At 63.9% G+C, this 19,278-nt stretch carries 16 protein-coding genes; 12 read left to right on the forward strand and 4 right to left on the reverse strand.

Annotated features, from left to right (window positions below; all coding sequences use genetic code 11):
• Positions 1 to 5: 5 nt before the first annotated feature.
• The gene (gene rnr, locus C8C93_RS03735) at positions 6 to 2,333 is read left to right on the forward strand and encodes a ribonuclease R (RefSeq protein WP_055394778.1); all 2,328 of its coding nucleotides are present in this window, start codon (positions 6 to 8) and stop codon (positions 2,331 to 2,333) included.
• Positions 2,334 to 2,426: 93 nt separating this feature from the next.
• On the opposite strand, the gene C8C93_RS03740 is transcribed toward rnr, so the two are convergent.
• Positions 2,427 to 3,419, reverse strand: coding sequence for an alpha/beta fold hydrolase (locus tag C8C93_RS03740; RefSeq protein ID WP_121505957.1), 993 nt, complete (start codon positions 3,417 to 3,419; stop codon positions 2,427 to 2,429).
• A 130-nt stretch (positions 3,420 to 3,549) separates the two neighbouring features.
• Here C8C93_RS03740 and C8C93_RS03745 point away from each other — a divergent pair, with 130 nt between their 5' ends.
• Positions 3,550 to 4,290 (forward strand): AraC family transcriptional regulator, encoded by a 741-nt coding sequence (locus C8C93_RS03745; RefSeq protein ID WP_121505958.1) that lies wholly within the window; start codon positions 3,550 to 3,552, stop codon positions 4,288 to 4,290.
• 3 nt (positions 4,291 to 4,293) lie between these two features.
• On the opposite strand, the gene C8C93_RS03750 is transcribed toward C8C93_RS03745, so the two are convergent.
• The 3 genes from C8C93_RS03750 to C8C93_RS03760 all read right to left on the reverse strand — a co-directional run bounded on the left by C8C93_RS03750 (position 4,294) and on the right by C8C93_RS03760 (position 8,560).
• Positions 4,294 to 5,835 carry an NAD(P)H-hydrate dehydratase gene (locus C8C93_RS03750; RefSeq protein ID WP_121505959.1) on the reverse strand — a complete coding sequence of 514 codons (1,542 nt, stop codon included), beginning with the start codon at positions 5,833 to 5,835 and terminating at the stop codon, positions 4,294 to 4,296.
• Positions 5,836 to 5,919: 84 nt separating this feature from the next.
• Positions 5,920 to 7,152 carry an FAD-dependent oxidoreductase gene (locus tag C8C93_RS03755; RefSeq protein WP_121505960.1) on the reverse strand — a complete coding sequence of 411 codons (1,233 nt, stop codon included), beginning with the start codon at positions 7,150 to 7,152 and terminating at the stop codon, positions 5,920 to 5,922.
• Between the two features lie 52 nt (positions 7,153 to 7,204).
• On the reverse strand, positions 7,205 to 8,560 hold the full coding sequence (locus C8C93_RS03760) for an amidase (protein WP_121505961.1): 1,356 nt from the start codon (positions 8,558 to 8,560) through the stop codon (positions 7,205 to 7,207).
• Between the two features lie 187 nt (positions 8,561 to 8,747).
• On the opposite strand from C8C93_RS03760, the gene rpsB reads away from it, so the two are divergent.
• From rpsB to C8C93_RS03810, 10 genes are all read left to right on the forward strand, one after another.
• Positions 8,748 to 9,500 (forward strand): 30S ribosomal protein S2, encoded by a 753-nt coding sequence (gene rpsB / locus C8C93_RS03765; RefSeq protein WP_055398248.1) that lies wholly within the window; start codon positions 8,748 to 8,750, stop codon positions 9,498 to 9,500.
• Positions 9,501 to 9,606: 106 nt separating this feature from the next.
• Positions 9,607 to 10,533: a translation elongation factor Ts gene (tsf, locus tag C8C93_RS03770; protein ID WP_121505962.1), complete on the forward strand. Its 927-nt coding sequence runs from the start codon at positions 9,607 to 9,609 to the stop codon at positions 10,531 to 10,533.
• A 56-nt stretch (positions 10,534 to 10,589) separates the two neighbouring features.
• Positions 10,590 to 11,312, forward strand: a complete 723-nt coding sequence (gene pyrH, locus C8C93_RS03775; protein WP_008906712.1) for a UMP kinase — start codon at positions 10,590 to 10,592, stop codon at positions 11,310 to 11,312.
• Between the two features lie 49 nt (positions 11,313 to 11,361).
• Positions 11,362 to 11,922 (forward strand): ribosome recycling factor, encoded by a 561-nt coding sequence (gene frr / locus C8C93_RS03780; protein ID WP_015013554.1) that lies wholly within the window; start codon positions 11,362 to 11,364, stop codon positions 11,920 to 11,922.
• Between the two features lie 289 nt (positions 11,923 to 12,211).
• Positions 12,212 to 12,943, forward strand: coding sequence for a polyprenyl diphosphate synthase (uppS, locus tag C8C93_RS03785; protein WP_121420552.1), 732 nt, complete (start codon positions 12,212 to 12,214; stop codon positions 12,941 to 12,943).
• A 27-nt stretch (positions 12,944 to 12,970) separates the two neighbouring features.
• The gene (locus tag C8C93_RS03790) at positions 12,971 to 13,825 is read left to right on the forward strand and encodes a phosphatidate cytidylyltransferase (RefSeq protein ID WP_121505963.1); all 855 of its coding nucleotides are present in this window, start codon (positions 12,971 to 12,973) and stop codon (positions 13,823 to 13,825) included.
• On the forward strand, positions 13,822 to 15,003 hold the full coding sequence (gene ispC, locus C8C93_RS03795) for a 1-deoxy-D-xylulose-5-phosphate reductoisomerase (RefSeq protein WP_121505964.1): 1,182 nt from the start codon (positions 13,822 to 13,824) through the stop codon (positions 15,001 to 15,003). Before C8C93_RS03790 ends, ispC begins: the two co-directional genes overlap by 4 nt.
• A 26-nt stretch (positions 15,004 to 15,029) precedes the next feature.
• Positions 15,030 to 16,394, forward strand: a complete 1,365-nt coding sequence (rseP, locus tag C8C93_RS03800) for an RIP metalloprotease RseP (RefSeq protein WP_121505965.1) — start codon at positions 15,030 to 15,032, stop codon at positions 16,392 to 16,394.
• Between the two features lie 45 nt (positions 16,395 to 16,439).
• Positions 16,440 to 18,737, forward strand: coding sequence for an outer membrane protein assembly factor BamA (gene bamA, locus C8C93_RS03805; RefSeq protein WP_121505966.1), 2,298 nt, complete (start codon positions 16,440 to 16,442; stop codon positions 18,735 to 18,737).
• Positions 18,737 to 19,258: an OmpH family outer membrane protein gene (locus C8C93_RS03810; protein ID WP_121505967.1), complete on the forward strand. Its 522-nt coding sequence runs from the start codon at positions 18,737 to 18,739 to the stop codon at positions 19,256 to 19,258. The genes bamA and C8C93_RS03810 overlap by 1 nt, the downstream gene beginning before the upstream one ends.
• Positions 19,259 to 19,278 lie beyond the last annotated feature (20 nt).

A 19,278-nucleotide genomic window follows, 5' to 3' on the forward strand; every position in this document is an offset into this window, starting at 1 on the left:
TAAGATTGTATATCAAAAAAACCACCCCCGGCACGCAGTCCACGCATTTGTCGGACGAGATTGAAGGCAGCGTGCAAGGGCACCGTGATGGACACGGTTTTGTCATCCGTGACGATGGCGAAGGCGACATCTATATCCCCCCGAACGAAATGCGCGCAGTCTTGCACAAGGACCGTGTGCGCGTGCGCATCGTCCGCCAGGACCGCCGTGGCCGCCCCGAAGGGCGCGTCGTTGAAATCATTGAGCGTCCGCCCCAGCCCATCATCGGCCGACTGCTGCAGGAAAGCGGCGTGTGGCTCGTGGCCCCCGAAGACAAGCGCTACGGTCAGGATGTACTGATCCCCAAGGGCGCCACCGGCGCCGCGAAACCTGGGCAGGTCGTGGTGGTTGAGCTGACAGAACCTCCAGCCCTGTTCGGCCAGCCTGTGGGGCGTATCACCGAAGTGCTCGGTGAAGTGGACGACCCTGGCATGGAGATCGAGATCGCGGTGCGCAAGTATGGCGTGCCACACGAGTTCTCGGCAGAGTGTCTCGCCCAGGCCAAGGAGCTGCCCGACAAGGTGCGCGCGCAGGACAAGAAGCGCCGCGTGGACCTGACCGACGTGCCCCTGGTCACCATCGACGGCGAAGATGCGCGTGACTTCGACGATGCCGTGTACTGCGAGCCCGCCAAGGTCGGCCGCAGCAAGGGCTGGCGCCTGCTGGTGGCGATTGCCGACGTGAGCCACTATGTGGAGACGGGCAGTGCCATCGACATCGATGCCTACGACCGCGCCACCAGCGTGTACTTTCCGCGCCGCGTGATCCCCATGCTGCCCGAGAAGCTCAGCAATGGGCTCTGTTCTCTGAACCCCGAGGTAGAGCGCCTGTGCATGGTCTGCGACATGCTGGTCACCGCCAAGGGCGAGGTGCATGCGTACCAGTTCTACCCGGCCGTGATGTTCAGCCACGCGCGCTTCACCTACACCGAGGTGGCGGCGATTTTGGCCAACACGCGCGGCCCCGAGGCCAGCAAGCGCAAGGACCGGGTCAAGGACCTGCTCAACCTGCACGACGTCTATCGTGCGCTGCTCATCGCACGCCAGGCACGCGGTGCGGTGGACTTTGAGACGACCGAAACGCAGATCGTCTGCGATGAGAACGGTCGCATCGAAAAAATCGTGCCCCGCACCCGCAACGATGCGCACAAGCTCATCGAAGAGGCCATGCTGGCCGCCAACGTGTGCAGCGCCGACTTCATCGCCCAAGGCGGACAGCCCGGCCTGTTCCGTGTGCACGAAGGCCCCACGCCCGAGAAGCAGGAGATCCTGCGCAACTACCTCAAGGCCATGGCTGTGGGCATGACGATTGGCGACGATCCCAAGCCGGGCGACTTCCAGGCCATCGCCACGGCAACCAAGGACCGGCCCGACGCTCAGCAGATCCACACCATGCTGCTGCGCTCCATGCAGCAGGCCATCTACACGCCCGTCAACAGTGGTCACTTTGGCCTGGCGTTCGATGCCTACACGCATTTCACCAGCCCGATCCGGCGCTACCCCGACCTGCTGGTGCACCGGGTCATCAAGGCCATTCTGAGCAAGACGAAGTACGCGCTGCCGTCCTTGCCTACACCCGGCGAAGCCCATGCCAAGCTGGCCAAGCGGTTGGCGGCCCGCGTGGCGGCGCCCGGCACCAAGCCCCGCAAGGATGTAGCACCGCCAAGCCGCGACACCCAGGCCTGGGAGGCCGCAGGCCTGCACTGCAGTGCCAACGAACGCCGTGCCGACGAGGCCAGCCGCGATGTGGAAGCCTGGCTCAAGTGCAAGTACATGCGCGAGCACCTGGGCGAGGAATACAGCGGCGTGGTCAGCGCAGCAACGAGCTTCGGCATCTTCGTCACGCTGGACGCGATGTATGTCGAAGGCCTGGTGCACATCACCGAGCTGGGCGGCGAGTACTTCAAGTTCGACGAGGCGCGCCAGGAGCTGCGCGGCGAGCGCACCGGTATCCGCTACGCCATCGGCGCGCGGGTCCGGGTGCAGGTCAGCCGTGTGGACTTGGACGGACGCAAGATCGACTTCCGCCTGGTGCGCGAGGGCGAAGAGTTGCTGGGCCGCGCGTTGAAAGACAAGGGCCTGGGCACAGAAGGCGCTGGTGGCGCCCGCAAGGCGGGTGGCCGGTCCGGTGGACGCAAGTCCGACAAGGGCCCAACCCCATCTGCCACGGAGCAAGCGGGCCTTTCGCGTGAGCGGGCCGCGCGTTCACCGATCCAGTCTCTGAAAGCATCTGTCAAGAAGGCGGTTGCGGGAAAATCCAGCAAGAGCAAGGCGCGCAAGCCCCGCCGGGGCTGACACAAGCGGGTACGGCGTACAAAATCACGCTCAAGTTATTGCTCACTAATTGATAGCTGCTAGCGCTTTATAGATAAGCGCTAGAAGCTATTTTTATTGGATTTTCGGCGTGGTCTCGCGCGGGGTCGTGGCCACAACTCCCAAGAAGCGGGCGTACCGCTGCGCCGTCTCTTTGGGCGCCTCCATCATGGGCAGGTGGCCAATGCCGGGCAGTGCTTCGGCATGGGCGTGGGGCAACAGCTTTTGCAAAGTCTGCAGTCCAGAGTGGTCGAACACGCGGTCGCTCTCGCCCCACAGGGCGAGGATGGGGTGGTGCTGCAACGTGCTCAGTCGTTGCTCCAGCAGGTAGCGGTCTTTGAGCTGCGCGTCCCACAGGCGCGTGTTGGAGGTGGCGTTGCGCAACGCTTCTTGCTCAGACGCATGCAGGATGGGGTAGGGCAAAAAGGGGCGCTTTTCAAACACCAGAGCCATCATGGCACCGAAGGCTGCGGCATCGTGGGCTACCAGCGGGCGTTGTCCGGTGTCGATGAGGTAGTCCATGGTGCTGGGCTGGGGCGAGCGAATGCCGTGGGGTGCGCCGATGAACGCCACGCTGGCCACGCGCTCGGGATGCTGCAAAGCAAAGAGAGCGGCGATGGTGCCGCCCATCGAGTTGCCCGCCAGATGCACTCTCGCAAGGCCGAGCGCGTCCAGAAACGCGGCCAGCCGCGTGACGTGGGCGGCGTAGTCGTAGGGCTGGTCGTCCCGCCGTGTGCTCTCGCCAAAGCCCGGGATATCTGGGGCAATCACCCGGTACTGGCCGGTGAGCGGTCGCGCAAAATCCACCCAATGGTCTTTCTCCGCAAAAATGCCGTGCAGCAGAACGATGGGTGTGCCACTGCCGTGGCCCGGCGCGGGGTTTGGGGGCGTGCCGTTATCCAGGTAGTGGATGGTGTGCATGGCCGCATCGGCGGTTTTTTCTTCCAGGCCGGACAGATGGCGATTGGCGCTGAGCAGCGGCTCTTTGAACAGCGAAGGTGCCCCGTAGTAGAGGCCGACCGTGCCCAGTACCAGAGCCGTTGCGACAGAAATAACGATGCGTTTCAAGAAGCGTTCTCCAAGGATATGGCTGCGTGCATGCCAGGGACTGCTGCTTCAAGCGTCAACGCACGCTCGGCCCCTGGCGGGAGAGGCAAGGCTACGGAGAACGCGGTAAAAAAACTTGTAGGTTTGGGCTATGCCAGCACGCAACACACTGACCCTGGGCACTGACCGGGCGCTCTACGTCGGGGAGATCCCGGCCACGGGCTGGCACTGCCATGCGTCGCCGGTGCTGCTGATGGGGCTCTCGGGTCGGTTCGCGGTGCACTGGGGGGCAGGGCGTGTGGAGACCTGCCACAGCGCGCTGGTGGATGCGGGCGTGGAGCACCTGTTCGACCCTTGCGGCGAGACGGTTGCCCTGGTGTACCTGGAGCCCGATTCGGGCGAAGCACGGGGGTTGCGCGGTCTGTTCCGGCAAGAGGGTGGCGTGGTGCTGGATGTCGCAGTCTCCGTGGGCGCGCGTAGCGCCATGGAGCGTTATCTGCATCACTTCGACCTGCCCGCCTTGCTGCGTTGCCCGCTCGGTAGCGAGGTGGCGCCGCTCGATCCTCGCGTCGTCCGCAGCCTGCACGTGCTGCGCCATCCGCAGGCGGGGCGGGTGGCACGGGGTGACCTGGCCTCGGGCGTCCAGCTTTCGGCATCGCGTTTCAACCACCTGTTTCGCGCCGAGATGGGCGTGAGCTTGCGCAGCTACCGCGTCTGGTCCCAGGTGCGGCTGGCGATGGCGGGGCTGGCGCTCAGCCCGCGCCTGACCGACGCGGCGCTACATGGCGAGTTTTCTGATTCGGCCCACTTCAGCCGCATGTTCCGGCAGACCTTTGGCATGACACCGTCGAGCGTGCTCAAGCCGCTCAAGACGGTGACCTTGCTGGCCTGAGGTTCAGCGTCCGCCCACGCGCCGCGCCAGCACACTGGCCGTCAGCGCCTGGCGCGCTGGCCAATCATCAGCCGCCTGGCCATGCTGGTACACCGCTTCACTCGCAGCGCGCAAGGCGCTGGCGCCGGCGGCCAGGTGGGCGCCCACCATGCCCGCCAGCACATCGCCCGTGCCCGCCGTGGCCAGGCGCGCGTTGCCCGTGGGGTTGATGGCGGGCACGCGGTCGGGTGCGGCAACCACGGTGCCCGAGCCCTTGAGCACGGCCACGCAGTTGAACTGGTCTGCCAGCTGCTGCGCGGCCCCAAGCCGGTTGGCCTGGACCTCGGCGGTGGTCAGGCCCAGCAGGCGGGCGGCCTCCAGCGGGTGCGGTGTGAGCACCGTGGCTTGCCCGTGCTGTCCGCGTGCCACCACCAGCGCGTGCAGTGCGGCCTGGGTGGCGATGGTGTTGAGCGCGTCGGCATCCAGCACCAGTCGGGCCGCGCGGGTGATGACCTCGGGCAGAACGCGTGCGATGGCCTGCCCGCCGCCACAGCCGCAGACCACGGTGAGCTGTTCCAGTGCCAGCGCTTCAAAGCGGCGGAACATCAACTCGGGCTGCTGTGGGTCGAGTTGCTGCTGACCGTTGTCGAGCAAAGCCACCAGCACCCGGCCCGCGCCGCTGTGCAGAGCGGCCGAAGCGGCCAGCAGAGCGGCGCCCGCCATGCCCATGCCCCGCGCCGCCAGTCCTTCGCCGCCCACCACAGCCACGTCGCCATAGCTGCCCTTGTGGCTGGCATGGGCGCGGGGGGCGGGCAGGGCGGGGCCGGAAAGCCAGGCGTTGGGCGGCTCGTGCCCGGGTTCTACGCCCAGATCATCCAGCCAGACCTGGCCTGCTGCGTCCCGCCCGGCGGCGGTGAACAGGCCGGGCTTGAGGGTGAGCAGACTCAGCGTGTGGCGTGGCGGGGGCGCTTGGTGGTGCAGGTGGTAGTGCTGGTGGGTTGGGGTGTCGGGCGCAAGGCCTGCAGCAAACTGGCCGGTGTCTGCGTCCAGCCCGCTGGGCAGGTCCACGGCCAGCACGGGGGCCGGGCTGCGGTGCAGGGCTTGCAGACAGGCCTGGAGCCTTGCGCCGGGCGGGCGTGCGGGGCTGTGGGGCGAAGAAGAGACGCCAATGCCCAGCAGCGCATCAATGCACAGGTCGTTGGCCCCCAGATCGCCGGGTGCGGTGTCTGCCCAGACCACGCCCGCATCCCGTGCGCGCTGCCACGAGGCCCTGGCATCGGCCGGGGCCGTATCGGGCTGGCCCAGCCAGGTCACGACCACTCTGCGACCACTGCGCTGCAGGTGCATGGCAGCCTCCAACCCGTCACCTCCGTTGTTCCCGGGCCCGCAGGCAATCCACAGGGTGCGTGCGTGGGGGGCCAGCGCCTGGGCCAATTGCGCCACGGCCAGGCCGGCGCGTTGCATGAGCGTGTGCGGGGGCAGGGCGACCGCCGCCGCATTTTCCAGGCGGCGGGTGGCGGCTGTGTTGAACAGGGGATAAGGCTGGTGGGCGGTGATGCGGTGCATGGGCTGCAGTGGGCAAGGGCTGCTGACAGTGGCAGCGCGCCTGCCATTGTGCGCCGACACCCCGTGGGGGCAAAGCGCAGGCTCCTAGAGCCGACGCATGCCCAGCCCGTCCAGCGACACCTCGGGCTCGCGCTGCGCGATCAGGTCGGCCAGCGCCCGGGCGCTGCCGCAGGCCAGAGCCCAGCCACTTGCGCCGTGGCCGGTGTTGAGCCACAAGCCCGGCACGCCGCTGGCGCCCACCACCGGTGCTCCGTCGGGCAGCATGGTGCGGGCGCCGCGCCAGATCTGCAGGTTGGATGACAGCTGCACGCCACCGGGGAACCAGTCGTTCAACGTGCGGTACAGGCGCTGCAGTGTGGGGGTGTGGTGCTCGGCATCGGCCCCGGCCAGTTCGGCGCCACCGGCAATGCGCACACGCTGGCCCAGGCGGGTGATGGATATCTGCTGACCCGCATCCACCACGCTGGCGCGCGGGGCGTGGGTGGATTCGCGCAGCGGGGCACTGACGGAGTAGCCATACACGGCCGCCATGGGCAGGCCCAGGCCCAGCGCGGGCAGCAGCGTGGCTGATGCCATGCCCGCGCACAGCACCACGGCATCAAATCGACGCAGGTCCGCTTCACCTTGCAGCACCACGCCGGTGGGGCTGCTGCCCAGTCGGTCCACGCGGGTGTTGAACACAAACTGCACGCCACCGCCCTGAATACCCTGGCGCAGCAGCTGGGCAAACAGGCGGCAGTTGCCCGCGCGCGCGTCGGGCAAGTGGATGGCGCCTGCCAGCGGCGCCTCGGGCGACAGGCCGGGCTCGATCTGGCGCGCCACATCGGCGTCGATCTCGCGCAAGGTCACGCCGCTGTCGCGCAGCACCTGCAGTGCGGGCTGCAGGCGCGTGCGGTCTTCCTCAGTGCGCAGCAGCACCAGGCGGCCATCGCTGGCTTCGAAATCCAGCTCGTGCTGGCTGGCGATGGATTGCAGGCGCGCCTGGCTGTACTGCGCCAGGCGCTCGACGGCTGTAGCCGGGGCACTTTGGCTGCGGGCCATGCTGCGCCAGCGGCGCAACCAGGCCCAGTTGGCGAGGGTCAGGCCGCCCGCCATCCGCAGGGTGGCCTGTGCCCCCATCAGTCGCAGCGGCTGGCCAAAGCCCGGCACTGCCCAGGGGCTCAGCAGGTAGGGTGCGAGCAGTCCTGCAGTGGCAAAGCTGGCTTCCTCGGCGGCTGCGCTGCGTTGTTCGAACACCGTGACTTCGTGGCCGTCGCTGGCCAGCTCGTATGCGGTGGTGACGCCGATGATGCCGGCGCCCACGATAGCAATCTTCATGAATATGGGTATTTTTGGCTTCTAGCGCTTGTTGGTAAAGCGCGAGCAGCTATTATTTTTGTAGTATTTGTTCGATCTGCAGGCTCACGTTGAGCACCGTGTCGTCCCTGAGCGCTCCGTGCCAGACCATCAGCCCGACCGGGAGTTCCCCTGGCACATGGCAAGGCAGCGACAGCGCACAGCCATCCAGCAGATTGACCACGCTGGTGTTGCGCAGCAGCAGGTTGTTGACGCGGAAGAACTCGGCGTCGCGGGCGGCGTCCTGGACTTTGTCCAGTCCATCGGCCGGTGCGACATCGGCAATGAGCGGTGCCACGATGGGAACGGTGGGGGACAGCAGGGCGTCATAGCGCTCCATGTCGGAGAGCATGCGTGCAATCCATTGCTGGCGCGCCTGCACCAGGTCGATGTATTCCCAGGCCATCAGCGTGGCGCCTTTTTCAATGCGCATGCGCACCCGGGGGTCGTAGCGGTCGCCCGCGCGCTGCAGCAGCTCGCGGTGCCAGGCGTAGGCTTCGGGGGCGGCAAAACCATAGGCGGGCTGCTCCAGCACGGCGGGCAGGTCGATGGTGTCGATCTGGGCGCCGGCCTGGCGCAAGGCTTCCACGCTGCGCTCAAAGGCGCGCGCCACGGTGGCATCCAGCCCGTCGAGGAAGAGGGTGGACGGCACCGCCAGCCGGTACTGCGACAGCGGCGCCAGGCTGCGCGTCACGCGCCGGGCGGCCAACACCTCGTGCGCCACGATGGCGTCGCGCACGGTGCGCGTCATGGCGCAGGCAGTGTCCAGGGTGGTGGACAGCGGCACGGCGCCAGCGGTAGGCACCAGCCGGGCGGTGTTCTTGAAGCCCACGATGCCGTTGAGCGCTGCAGGAATGCGGATGGAGCCACCGGTGTCCGACCCCAGCCCGATGAACGCGGCGCCAGTGGCGACCGACACCCCGGCGCCGGACGAAGACCCGCCGGGCACCCGGGGTGCGCCGGGCACGGCGCCAAAACGGGCGTCCCAGGCAGCAGGCGTGCCGTAGTGGGGGTTGACGCCCACGCCCGAGAAAGCGAACTCCACCATGTTGGTGCGGCCAATCAGGCTGGCACCCGCTGCGCGCAGTCGGGCCACGGCCGGGCAGTCTTGAGCTGCTGCGGGAGCCCCTGCCAGCGCGGTGGAGCCCGCCGGGGTGGGTTGGCCGGCCACGTCAAACAGGTCCTTCACCGACACCGACAGCCCGGCCAGAGGCAACTGGGCTACGCCCGGTTGCACCGCTGTGGTGCGAGCCTCGTCGAACAGGGTTCGCACAAAGCTGTGGGTGTTGGAGGTGGCCTGGGCAGCGTCGATGCAGCGTTCCAGCTCGGCGGGCGCGGTAGTGGCGCCGTCCCGCAGTTGCTCACGGGTGGCGATCAGGTCAGAGAGCATGGGTGTGCTAGAATCTTTGGGTTTTGCTGGGAGCAGTAGCGCAGTGGTGCAAGGTTTGCACAACCAGCGTGGCCGCTGCGGCAAGACCAATCGCAAAGCAGCCCTGTCAAGGTGTTGCGGTGTTCGTGAAGATCACGGCACTGCAAATATTGGGGCTGATTTTAGACCTAACCTTTGGAGTATTTTTATGTCCGTTACCATGCGCGAAATGCTGGAAGCCGGTGTCCACTTCGGTCACCAAACCCGCTTCTGGAACCCCAAGATGGCCCCCTACATCTTCGGCCATCGCAACAAGATTCACATCATCAACCTGGAAAAGTCGCTGCCACTGTTCCAGGAAGCCCAAAAGTTCGCCAAGCAACTGGCTGCCAACCGCGGCACGATCCTGATGGTCGGCACGAAGCGCCAAGCCCGTGAAATCCTGGCCACCGAAGCGCAACGCGCTGGCGTGCCTTTCGTGGATCAGCGCTGGCTGGGCGGCATGCTGACGAACTTCAAGACCGTGAAGACCTCGATCAAGCGCCTCAAGGACATGAAGGCCCAGCAAGAAGCTGGCCTCGACAGCCTGAGCAAGAAGGAGCAACTGACGTTCTCCCGCGAAATCGAGAAGCTCGAAAAGGATATCGGCGGCATTCAGGACATGGCTGCTCTGCCCGATGCCATCTTCATCATCGACGTGGGCTTCCACAAGATCGCCGTTGCCGAAGCCAAGAAGCTGGGCATCCCGCTGATTGGTGTGGTCGATACCAACCACTCGCCTGAAGGCATCGACTACGTGATCCCTGGCAACGACGACTCGGCCAAGGCTGTGACGCTGTACGCCCGTGGCATCGCTGACGCGATCATCGAAGGCCGTGCCAACGCCGTGAATGAAGTCGTGAAGGCTGCTACTGCAGAGAGCACCGACGAATTCGTGGAAGTGCAAGAAGCCGCTGCCTGATAGCCCGGCTGCGCGATCCGTCGCGAACAAAAGCGGGGCCCCTGGTGAGCCCCCTTTTTTTTAGCCCGAATCTGAACTGACTGAACTGAACACTGAAGGAACAAAGATGGCTGCAATTACCGCAAGCATGGTTGCTGAACTGCGTGGCAAGACCGACGCTCCGATGATGGAATGCAAGAAGGCGCTGACGGAAGCTGACGGCGACATGGCCAAGGCTGAAGAGCTGCTGCGCGTCAAGCTGGGCACCAAGGCTGGCAAGGCTGCATCTCGTATCACGGCTGAAGGCGTGGTCGCCAGCTACATCGACGGCACCACCGGTGCCCTGGTGGAAGTCAACAGCGAAACCGACTTCGTCTCCAAGAACGACAGCTTCATCGCCATGGCCAACGCTGCTGCCAAGCTGGTGGCTGAACACAACCCCGCCACCGTCGAAGCCTTGGGCGCGCTGCCCTATAGCCAAGACAGCTTCGGCCCCACGCTGGAAGACGTGCGCAAGGGCCTGATCGGCAAGATCGGCGAGAACATGTCGTTCCGCCGCTTCAAGCGCTTCAGCGGCTCCAACCTGGCAGCCTACCTGCACGGCTCACGCATCGGCGTGGTGGTGGAGTTCGAAGGCGACGCTGCAGCAGCCAAGGACGTGGCCATGCACGTGGCCGCCATGAAGCCCGTGGCCCTGACCAGCGCCGACGTGCCTGCAGACCTGATTGCCAAGGAGCGCTCGGTCGCCGAAGGCAAGGCCGACGAAGCCAACAAGGAACTCGTGGCTGCTGGCAAGCCTGCACAAAGCGCTGAAATCACGGCCAAGCGCATCGACGGCGCGGTGCAGAAGTACCTCAAGGAAGTCTCGCTGGCCGACCAGGTCTTCGTGAAGGCTGCCGACGGCAAGCAAACCGTGGCCCAGATGCTCAAGGCTGCCAACACCAACGTGAAGGGCTTCACCCTGTACGTGGTGGGCGAAGGCATTGAGAAGAAGGTGGACGACTTTGCTGCCGAAGTGGCTGCCCAGGTGGCTGCTGCCAAGGCTGCTGCCTGATCGTTCCCTGTAACCACCCCACCAAAGCCTCGTACCACTTACCGGAGAAATTTCCCATGTCCAACGCTGCACCAGCCCACAAGCGCATTTTGCTCAAGCTGTCTGGTGAGGCGCTGATGGGGGATGACGCCTTCGGTATCAACCGCGCCACCATCGTGCGCATGGTCGAGGAGATCGCCGAAGTGACCCGCCTGGGTGTCCAGGTGGCCGTGGTGATCGGTGGGGGCAATATCTTCCGTGGCGTCGCAGGGGGCTCGGTCGGTATGGACCGTGCCACTGCCGACTACATGGGTATGTTGGCCACCGTGATGAACGCGCTGGCCCTGGCCGATGCCATGGACAAGCAGGGCCTGGTGGCCCGCGTGATGTCCGCCATCGCCATCGAGCAGGTGGTTGAGCCCTATGTGCGCCCCAAGGCCTTGCAATACCTCGAAGAGGGCAAGGTCGTTGTGTTTGCCGCAGGCACGGGCAATCCCTTTTTCACCACGGACACCGCCGCAGCGTTGCGCGGTGCGGAGATCGGGGCCGAGCTGGTGCTCAAGGCCACCAAGGTGGACGGCGTTTATACTGCCGACCCCCAGAAGGACCCCACGGCCACGCGCTACACCAAGTTGAGTTTTGACGAGGCCATGTCCCGCAACCTGGGCATCATGGATGCGACCGCTTTTGCCCTGTGCCGCGACCAGAAGCTGCCGGTGAAGGTGTTCTCGATCATCAAGCATGGCGCCCTGAAGCGCGTGGTGATGGGCGAGGACGAGGGTACGCTGGTTTACGCTTGATCACGATGGATGGACCTGCACCGGATGCAGGTCGGCCCCAGGAGAAAACATGACGATTGCCGACATCAAGAAAACCGCTGAAACCAAGATGGACCAGTCCATCACAGCGTTCAAGAACAACCTGCAGAAGATCCGCACGGGCCGTGCCAACCCCGCACTGCTCGACACGGTGCAAGTGGAGTATTACGGCTCCATGGTGCCTCTGAGCCAGGTGGCCAACGTGGCGCTGATCGACTCGCGCACCATCAGCGTCCAGCCCTGGGAAAAGGGCATGGGCGCCAAGATCGAAAAGGCCATTCGCGAGAGCGACCTGGGCCTGAACCCCGCCTCCATGGGCGACCTGATCCGCGTGCCCATGCCCCCCATGAGCGAAGAACGCCGCAAGGAAATGACCAAGCTCGCGCGCAACGAGGGCGAGAGCGCCAAGATCGCCGTGCGCAACCTGCGCCGCGATGCCAACGAATCCGTCAAGAAGCTGGTCAAGGACAAGCTCGCGTCCGAAGATGACCAGAAGCGCGCCGAAACCGACGTGCAGAAGTTCACCGACAAGCACATCGCCGAGATCGATGCGCTGGTGGCCGCCAAAGAGCAGGAAATCATGGCGGTCTAGAGCGTGTTATGCGCTTTTACGTACCCGCGTTGGCCCCACACGCAGGTGATCGCAAGGCGCAGTGCGCAGGCAAGGCCCCGGCCTTGGCAAGCGCTGCAGCGCCGCGAGTGCCTGCGTGTGGGGCCAACCCTTTGGGAAAGTCGGGGAAAGGCCCGGCTACGTCGTTGCAAGCCGCTTGCGGTATTCATACCGCGGCGCGTCCTGCGCCTAGTTGCCGGGCCTTTCCCCGACTTTCGCGGGCACGTAAAAGTGCATCACACGCTCTAGGCCCCAGGGCTTGAACATTCACATGGCTGACTCTTCGTTGGTGCCACACCACATTGCCATCGTCATGGATGGCAACGGCCGCTGGGCCACGCGCCGTTTTTTGCCGCGCCTGGCGGGCCACAAGCAAGGCGTGGATTCACTGCGCCGCTGTGCACGCGCCTGCGTGCAGCGCGGTGTGGCTGTACTCACGGTGTTTGCGTTCTCCTCCGAAAACTGGAACCGCCCCGCCGACGAGGTCTCTGGCCTCATGGAACTGTTGGCGATGGCGCTGGCGCGCGAAGTGCCGCAACTCAAGAAGGATGGCGTGCGCCTGTATTTCGTGGGTGAGCGTGCGGGTCTTTCGCAGAAGGTCCGCGATGGCCTGGCGCAGGCAGAAGCCGCTACGGCTGAAAACACCCGCCTGGTGCTCAACGTGTGTTTCAACTACGGTGGCCGCTGGGACATTGCCCAGGCCGCAGCGTCGCTGGCGGCACGCGGTGAGCCTATCACCGAGGCCAGCCTGCAGGGTGCGATGGGCATGGCCCATGTGCCCGATCCGGACCTGGTGATTCGCACCGGCGGGGAAATGCGCATCAGCAACTTTTTGCTGTGGCAGGCCGCATACTCCGAGTTTTTCTTCAGCGACCGGTTGTGGCCGGATTTCGATGAGTCGGCGCTGGACGAGGCGATTGCTGCCTTCGGTGGCCGCGAGCGCCGTTTTGGCAAAACCTCCGAACAAATCCTGTCCGCGCATCCCCAGCCGATGCCGGGCTAAGAACCTGAACAGGTTCTGAAAGGCCCCATGCTCAAGCAGCGCGTTATCACAGCCCTTGTCCTGCTGGCCATTTTGCTGCCAGCGCTTTTTTACCCATCTACGGTGCCCTTCACCGTGGTCGTATTGGTGCTCATGGCTGCGGGTGCTTGGGAGTGGGGGCGTCTGAGCGGTTTTGGCCAGGCCGGCTCTCTGACCGTGGGCGCTGCATGTGTCGCACTGTGTGCGGGTTCGTGGGCCCTGGGCTGGGTCGATCGTTCGTTGACCGCCCTGTGGGTGGTGGGCGGGGGGCTGTGGGTCTTGGCGGCTGCCTGGCTGCTCAAGGCAGGGGTGCCTGGTTGGCCCCGCATTCCGGGTGGAGTGCGCCTGGTGGCAGGGGTATTGGCGCTGTGGCTCGCTTGGCTCGCCGTTGTGCAGGCGCGCAATGTGGGTATCAATTTCCTGTTGTCGGTGCTGCTCCTGGTGTGGGTCGCAGACATCTTTGCTTATTTCGCCGGCCGTGCTTTTGGCCTGCGCTTCACAAAAGGCAAGCTGGCCCCTTCGATCAGTCCTGGCAAAAGTTGGGAGGGCGTGTGGGGCGGTTTGGCGGGCGTGATGGTCATGGCCTTCGTCTGGGTCGTGGCCGATGCGCACTGGCAGGCGGCTGTGCCCAGTTTTTACAGCCGAATGGCGCTACAAGGCTGGTGGATGCTGGTGCTTGCCGCGCTGTTCATGGTGGCCATGAGTGTGTCGGGAGATCTCGTGGAGTCCCTCATCAAGCGCAGCGCCGGTGTCAAGGACAGCAGCGGCCTGTTGCCCGGACACGGTGGTGTGCTCGACCGCGTGGATGCTCTGCTGCCCACGCTCCCCCTGGCCATGATGCTCACGAGCCTGACGACTCCATGAAGAAACAACAAATCACCGTCCTCGGTTCCACCGGCTCCATTGGCACCAGCACGCTGGATGTGGTGGCCCGCCATCCCGATCGCTTCGAGGTGTTTGCGCTCAGTGCTGCCACCCAGGTGGATCTCATGCTGGCGCAGTGTGCACAGTTCCGTCCTCGCTTCGCGGTGATGGCGAGCGCGCCCCATGCGGCGCTTCTGGCTGAAAAATTAGTGGCCAATAGCCTTCCAACGCAGGTCCTTCAAGCGCAAGATGCTCTTGAATTGATAGCGTCACACGAAGAGGTGGATGCGGTGATGGCGGCCATTGTGGGCGCTGCGGGTCTCGCACCGTGTCTGGCGGCTGCGCGCGCGGGCAAGAGGTTGCTGCTGGCCAACAAGGAAGCGCTGGTGGTTGGTGGTGGGTTGTTCATGCAGACGGTGCGCGAGGGGCGGGCGACGCTGTTGCCAATCGATAGCGAACACTCCGCCATCTTTCAATGCCTGCCCGAAGACCCTGCCACTTGGGCGCAACGGGTGGACAGCATTTTGCTCACGGCTTCTGGGGGGCCGTTTCGGCAACGAGACCCGTCCACGCTGGCTGAGATCACACCTGCCCAGGCCTGCGCGCACCCCAATTTCTCGATGGGGCGCAAGATTTCGGTGGATTCGGCCACGATGATGAACAAGGCGCTCGAAGTCATCGAGGCCCGCTGGTTGTTCGATCTGCACCCGGACCAGATCAAGGTGGTGATCCATCCGCAGCAGATCATCCATTCCATGGTGCAGTTCAAGGATGCATCGATCCTGGCTCAATTGGGAACGCCCGACATGCGCGTGCCCATTGCCTGCGGCCTGGCCTGGCCGGAGCGCATTGCGAGTGGTGCGAGCAAACTGGACTTTTCGACCCTGTCCGCGCTGGCGTTTGAAGATGCTGACGCCCACCGCTTCCCGGGTTTGCACCTGTCCTGGCAAGCGCTGAAAGCGGCCGAAGGGACGACGGCCGTATTGAATGCTGCCAATGAGGTGGCTGTGGGAGCATTCTTGTCGGGACGGCTTCGTTTTGACCATATTCATGCCGTGAATCTTGCAACTTTGGAGGCGGTTTCCCCCTCCAAGCCCAATTCGCTCGAAGCGTTGCTGGACCTGGACAGCCAAGCGCGCAATGCCGCTGAGCAAGCTGCAGACCGCCTGGCTGCCTGAGTCTCCACCGCAACACGGACCCGCACATGCTCCTCACCATCGTTGCCTTCATCGTGGCCCTCGGCCTTCTGATTGCCGTACACGAATACGGCCACTACCGGGTGGCCGTGGCGTGCGGAGTGAAGGTGCTGCGCTTCTCGGTGGGCTTTGGCAACCCGCTGCTGCGCTGGCAACCCAAGGGCTCGCCCACGGAGTTTGTCCTGGGGGCGTTTCCGCTGGGTGGATACGTGCGCATGCTGGACGAGCGGGAAGCGCCTGTGCCCCCCGAAGAGCGTCATCTGGCCTTCAACACCCAACCTCTGCGGTCTCGCGCTGCCATCGTGGCCGCAGGCCCTGTTGCGAATCTGCTGCTGGCCGTGCTGCTGTATTCCATCGTCAACTGGAACGGGGTGGAGGAGCCCAAGGCGGTCCTGGCCAGCCCGGTGGCTGGTTCCGTGGCGCAGAGCGCGGGCCTGCGTGGCGGTGAACTGGTCGCGCAGGCAGCATTGGGTTCTGACGACCTGGAACCCGTGCGGTCGTTTGAAGATTTGCGCTGGCTGCTTACTCGCGGTGCCCTGGAGGGGGTGAACGTGCGCCTGGAAGTGCAGCCACAGTCGGGGGCTGCACACCGGGAAATTGTGCTGGACATGTCGAAGATCGACAGCCGCGAAGCAGACGCCCAGCTGTTTCGCAAAATAGGCATTCTGGGGCCATGGACACGTCCGGTGCTGGGCGAGGTCATGCCTGACGGAGCCGCTGCGCGCGCCGGATTGCGCCTAGGGGATGTGGTGCTCAAGATTGGCGCCATCGATGTGGTGGATGGTCAGCAGCTGCGCGAGTTGATCCGGCAGTCCGTGCGTGGCAGCGAGCCACTGGCCCAGCCTTGGCGCGTGGATCGCGCGGGGCAGGTGCTGACCTTGGATGTTTTGCCGGAGGCCAAGCCGGAACTGGGCGCGACCATAGGCCGCATTGGGGCCTACGTTGGCGCTCCGCCTGATTTCGTGACCGTTGAATATGGCATGTTGGAAGGCGCTTGGGCCGGTGTGGTCAAGACCTGGGATGTGTCGGTATTGACGCTGCGCATGATGGGCCGCATGGTGATTGGTGAGGCATCTCTCAAGAACATCAGCGGGCCCTTGACCATCGCCGACTATGCCGGGCGTTCTGCCAGTCTGGGCCTGACGCAGTACCTCGTTTTCCTCGCCCTGATCAGCGTGAGCCTGGGCGTGCTCAACCTCCTGCCGCTGCCCGTCTTGGACGGAGGGCACCTGATGTATTATCTTTGGGAGGGTGTCACGGGCAGGGGGGTGTCAGACGCGTGGATGGAGCGCCTGCAGCGTGGAGGCGTTGCGGTCTTGCTTCTCATGATGTCCATTGCCCTGTTCAACGATATCACTCGGCTCTTTGGCTAACACTTTTGCCGCGCTTGCCCTGCAACTGCGGCGCCAGCTTCATTCATGAAAAAACACATCAATCGCCTGGGCGTGCGTACCGCATCGGCCGTTGCAGCCATGATTTTTGCCGCCAATGCGGCATGGGCTCTGGAGCCTTTCAAGGTGCAGGACATCCGCGTCGAGGGGCTGCAGCGCGTCGAGCCCGGCACCGTGTTTGCCTCCATGCCACTGCGGGTTGGTGACGACTACAACGACGAGAAGGGCGCAGCTGCCATTCGCGCACTTTTCGGTCTGGGCCTGTTCAAGGACGTGCGCCTGGAGGCGACTGGCAATGTGCTGGTGGTTGTGGTGGAGGAGCGCCCCACTGTGGCCGACGTGGATTTCGCCGGTACCCGCGAGTTTGACAAGGACGCGCTGAAGAAGGCCATGCGCGATGTCGGGCTGACCGAAGGTCGTCCCTATGACAAGGCGCTGACCGACCGTGCCGAGCAGGAGCTCAAGCGCCAGTACATCAACAAGAGCCTCTATGGCGCCGAGGTCGTCACGACCGTGACCCCGATCGAGCGCAATCGTGTCAACCTGACTTTCACCGTGATCGAAGGCGATCCCGCCCGCATCAAGGAAGTACGCATTGTTGGCAACAAGGCCTTCAGCGAATCCACGCTCAAAGGCCTGTTTGATCAGGACACCGGTGGCTGGCTCAGCTGGTACACCAAGTCGGACCGCTATTCACGTGCCAAGCTCAACGCCGATCTGGAAACCCTGCGCTCCTACTACCTGCAGCGCGGCTATCTGGAATTCCGTGTCGATTCCACCCAGGTCGCTATTTCGCCCGACAAGCAGGAAATTTCCATCACTGTCAATGTGACCGAAGGTGAGCGCTATGTGGTGTCTGGCGTGAAGCTGGAAGGCAACTACCTGGACCGTGAAGATGAGTTCAAGTCCCTGGTCACCATTCGCCCTGGTGAACCCTATAACGCGGACCAGGTCACTGAAACGACCAAGGCGTTTTCCGAGTATTTCTCCCGGTTTGGCTTTGCGTTCGCGCGGGTAGAGGCCGTGCCAGAGATTGACCGCGAGAACAACCGCGTTGCTTTTGTTCTGCAGGCGGAGCCCTCGCGCCGTGCCTATGTGCGCCGCATCAATGTGAGCGGCAACAACCGCACACGCGACGAAGTGATCCGCCGCGAGTTCCGCCAGTACGAAGCCTCCTGGTACGACGGTGAAAAAATCCGCCTGTCGCGTGATCGCGTGGACCGCCTGGGCTTCTTCACCGAGGTCAATGTGGAGACCCAGGAGGTCCCGGGCTCTCCAGACCAGGTGGACCTGGTGATCAACGTGGCAGAAAAACCCACCGGGTCGCTGCAGATGGGGGTGGGTTTTTCCAGCGCCGAAAAGGTCTCGCTGTCGTTTGGTATCAAGCAAGAGAACATTTTTGGCTCTGGCAACTACCTGGGCATTGATGTCAACACCAGCAAGTACCGCCGCACGCTCGTGTTCAGCACCACCAATCCGTACTTCACGCCCGATGGCATTTCTCGTACGCTGGACGTGTACTACCGCACGGACAAGCCTTACGAAGACCAGGGCGGTAACTACGAGTTGGTGACAACCGGCACGTCGGTGCGATTCGGTGTTCCGTTCAGTGAAACCGATACCGTGTTCTTTGGCGGTGGGCTGGAGCAGACCAAGATCAAGGCGGGTACGAACATTCCCGCCACCTACTTGGCCTATGCCGACCAGTTTGGCTACAGTAGCACCTCCATTCCTTTGACGATCGGTTGGTCGCGGGACGACCGCGACAGCGCTCTGGCACCGAATTCCGGCCGCTATCAGCGCCTCAATTCAGAATGGTCGGTGGCTGGGGATGCTCGCTATGTGCGGGCCAACTACCAGTACCAGCAGTACGTACCGCTGAACAAACGTTTCACCATCGCCTTCAATGGCGAGGTGGGTATCGGCAAGGGCATGAATGGTCGGCCGTTCCCGGTGTTCAAGAATTTCTATTCGGGCGGGTTGGGCTCGGTGCGTGGCTTTGACCAGGGTACCCTGGGTCCGCGCGACGTGACGGGGGCCTCTTTGGGGGGGCCAAAGAAGGTGACGCTGAACGCGGAGCTGATCGCGCCGTTCCCGGGTGCAGGGAACGACCGGACACTGCGTGTATTCACCTTCTTTGACGTGGGTAATGTGTACGGAGAAAACGAAAAAGTTACCTTCAGTGACATGCGTTCTTCCGTGGGCCTGGGCTTGAGCTGGATTTCCCCGCTCGGTCCTTTGCGTCTGGCTTTTGCGCAACCGGTGCGCAAGTTCGCCGGCGATAGAATCCAGAAACTGCAATTCCAGATTGGAACGTCTTTCTAATGAAATCCATTTCTCGCCATATCTCTTTGGCTCTGCTGCTTGGCTCCCTGGCCGTGGCAGCCCCTGCGCAAGCTCAAGAGTCGTTCAAAGCCGGTTTTGTCAATACAGACCGCATCTTCCGTGAGGCCAGCACTGCCAAGGCTGCACAGGCCAAGCTGGAGCAGGAATTCTCCCGTCGCGAGAAAGAACTGGTGGACATGGGCAGTACCCTGAAGACCGCCACAGAGAAATTCGAACGCGAAGCCCCCACGATGGCTGAAAGCCAGCGCACGACCCGCCAGCGCCAGCTGGTGGACCAGGACCGTGAATTCCAGCGCAAGCGCCGTGAGTTTCAGGAAGACCTGAGCGCCCGCAAGAACGAGGAACTGTCCCAGGTGCTCGAACGTGCGAACAAGGTCGTCAAGCAGGTGGCTGAAGCCGAGAAGTACGACGTGATCCTCCAGGAGGCCGTCTACATCAACCCCAAGCATGACATCACCGACAAGGTGATCAAGGCGCTGAATGCCTCTGCTGGCAAGTAAGCCGCAGCCCTGGACAGGTG

This window comes from Acidovorax sp. 93, assembly GCF_003633835.1.
Classification (GTDB): domain Bacteria; phylum Pseudomonadota; class Gammaproteobacteria; order Burkholderiales; family Burkholderiaceae_C; genus Acidovorax; species Acidovorax facilis.

Excerpts from the sequence above, each read along its gene's own strand:
- C8C93_RS03745 (WP_121505958.1), top strand. The coding sequence starts at position 3,550 with ATGCCAGCACGCAACACACTGACCCTGGGCACTGACCGGGCGCTCTAC.
- C8C93_RS03750 (WP_121505959.1), bottom strand. The coding sequence starts at position 5,835 with ATGCACCGCATCACCGCCCACCAGCCTTATCCCCTGTTCAACACAGCC.
- C8C93_RS03755 (WP_121505960.1), bottom strand. The coding sequence starts at position 7,152 with ATGAAGATTGCTATCGTGGGCGCCGGCATCATCGGCGTCACCACCGCA.
- C8C93_RS03760 (WP_121505961.1), bottom strand. The coding sequence starts at position 8,560 with ATGCTCTCTGACCTGATCGCCACCCGTGAGCAACTGCGGGACGGCGCC.
- rpsB (WP_055398248.1), top strand. The coding sequence starts at position 8,748 with ATGTCCGTTACCATGCGCGAAATGCTGGAAGCCGGTGTCCACTTCGGT.
- tsf (WP_121505962.1), top strand. The coding sequence starts at position 9,607 with ATGGCTGCAATTACCGCAAGCATGGTTGCTGAACTGCGTGGCAAGACC.
- pyrH (WP_008906712.1), top strand. The coding sequence starts at position 10,590 with ATGTCCAACGCTGCACCAGCCCACAAGCGCATTTTGCTCAAGCTGTCT.
- frr (WP_015013554.1), top strand. The coding sequence starts at position 11,362 with ATGACGATTGCCGACATCAAGAAAACCGCTGAAACCAAGATGGACCAG.
- uppS (WP_121420552.1), top strand. The coding sequence starts at position 12,212 with ATGGCTGACTCTTCGTTGGTGCCACACCACATTGCCATCGTCATGGAT.
- C8C93_RS03790 (WP_121505963.1), top strand. The coding sequence starts at position 12,971 with ATGCTCAAGCAGCGCGTTATCACAGCCCTTGTCCTGCTGGCCATTTTG.
- ispC (WP_121505964.1), top strand. The coding sequence starts at position 13,822 with ATGAAGAAACAACAAATCACCGTCCTCGGTTCCACCGGCTCCATTGGC.
- rseP (WP_121505965.1), top strand. The coding sequence starts at position 15,030 with ATGCTCCTCACCATCGTTGCCTTCATCGTGGCCCTCGGCCTTCTGATT.
- bamA (WP_121505966.1), top strand. The coding sequence starts at position 16,440 with ATGAAAAAACACATCAATCGCCTGGGCGTGCGTACCGCATCGGCCGTT.
- C8C93_RS03810 (WP_121505967.1), top strand. The coding sequence starts at position 18,737 with ATGAAATCCATTTCTCGCCATATCTCTTTGGCTCTGCTGCTTGGCTCC.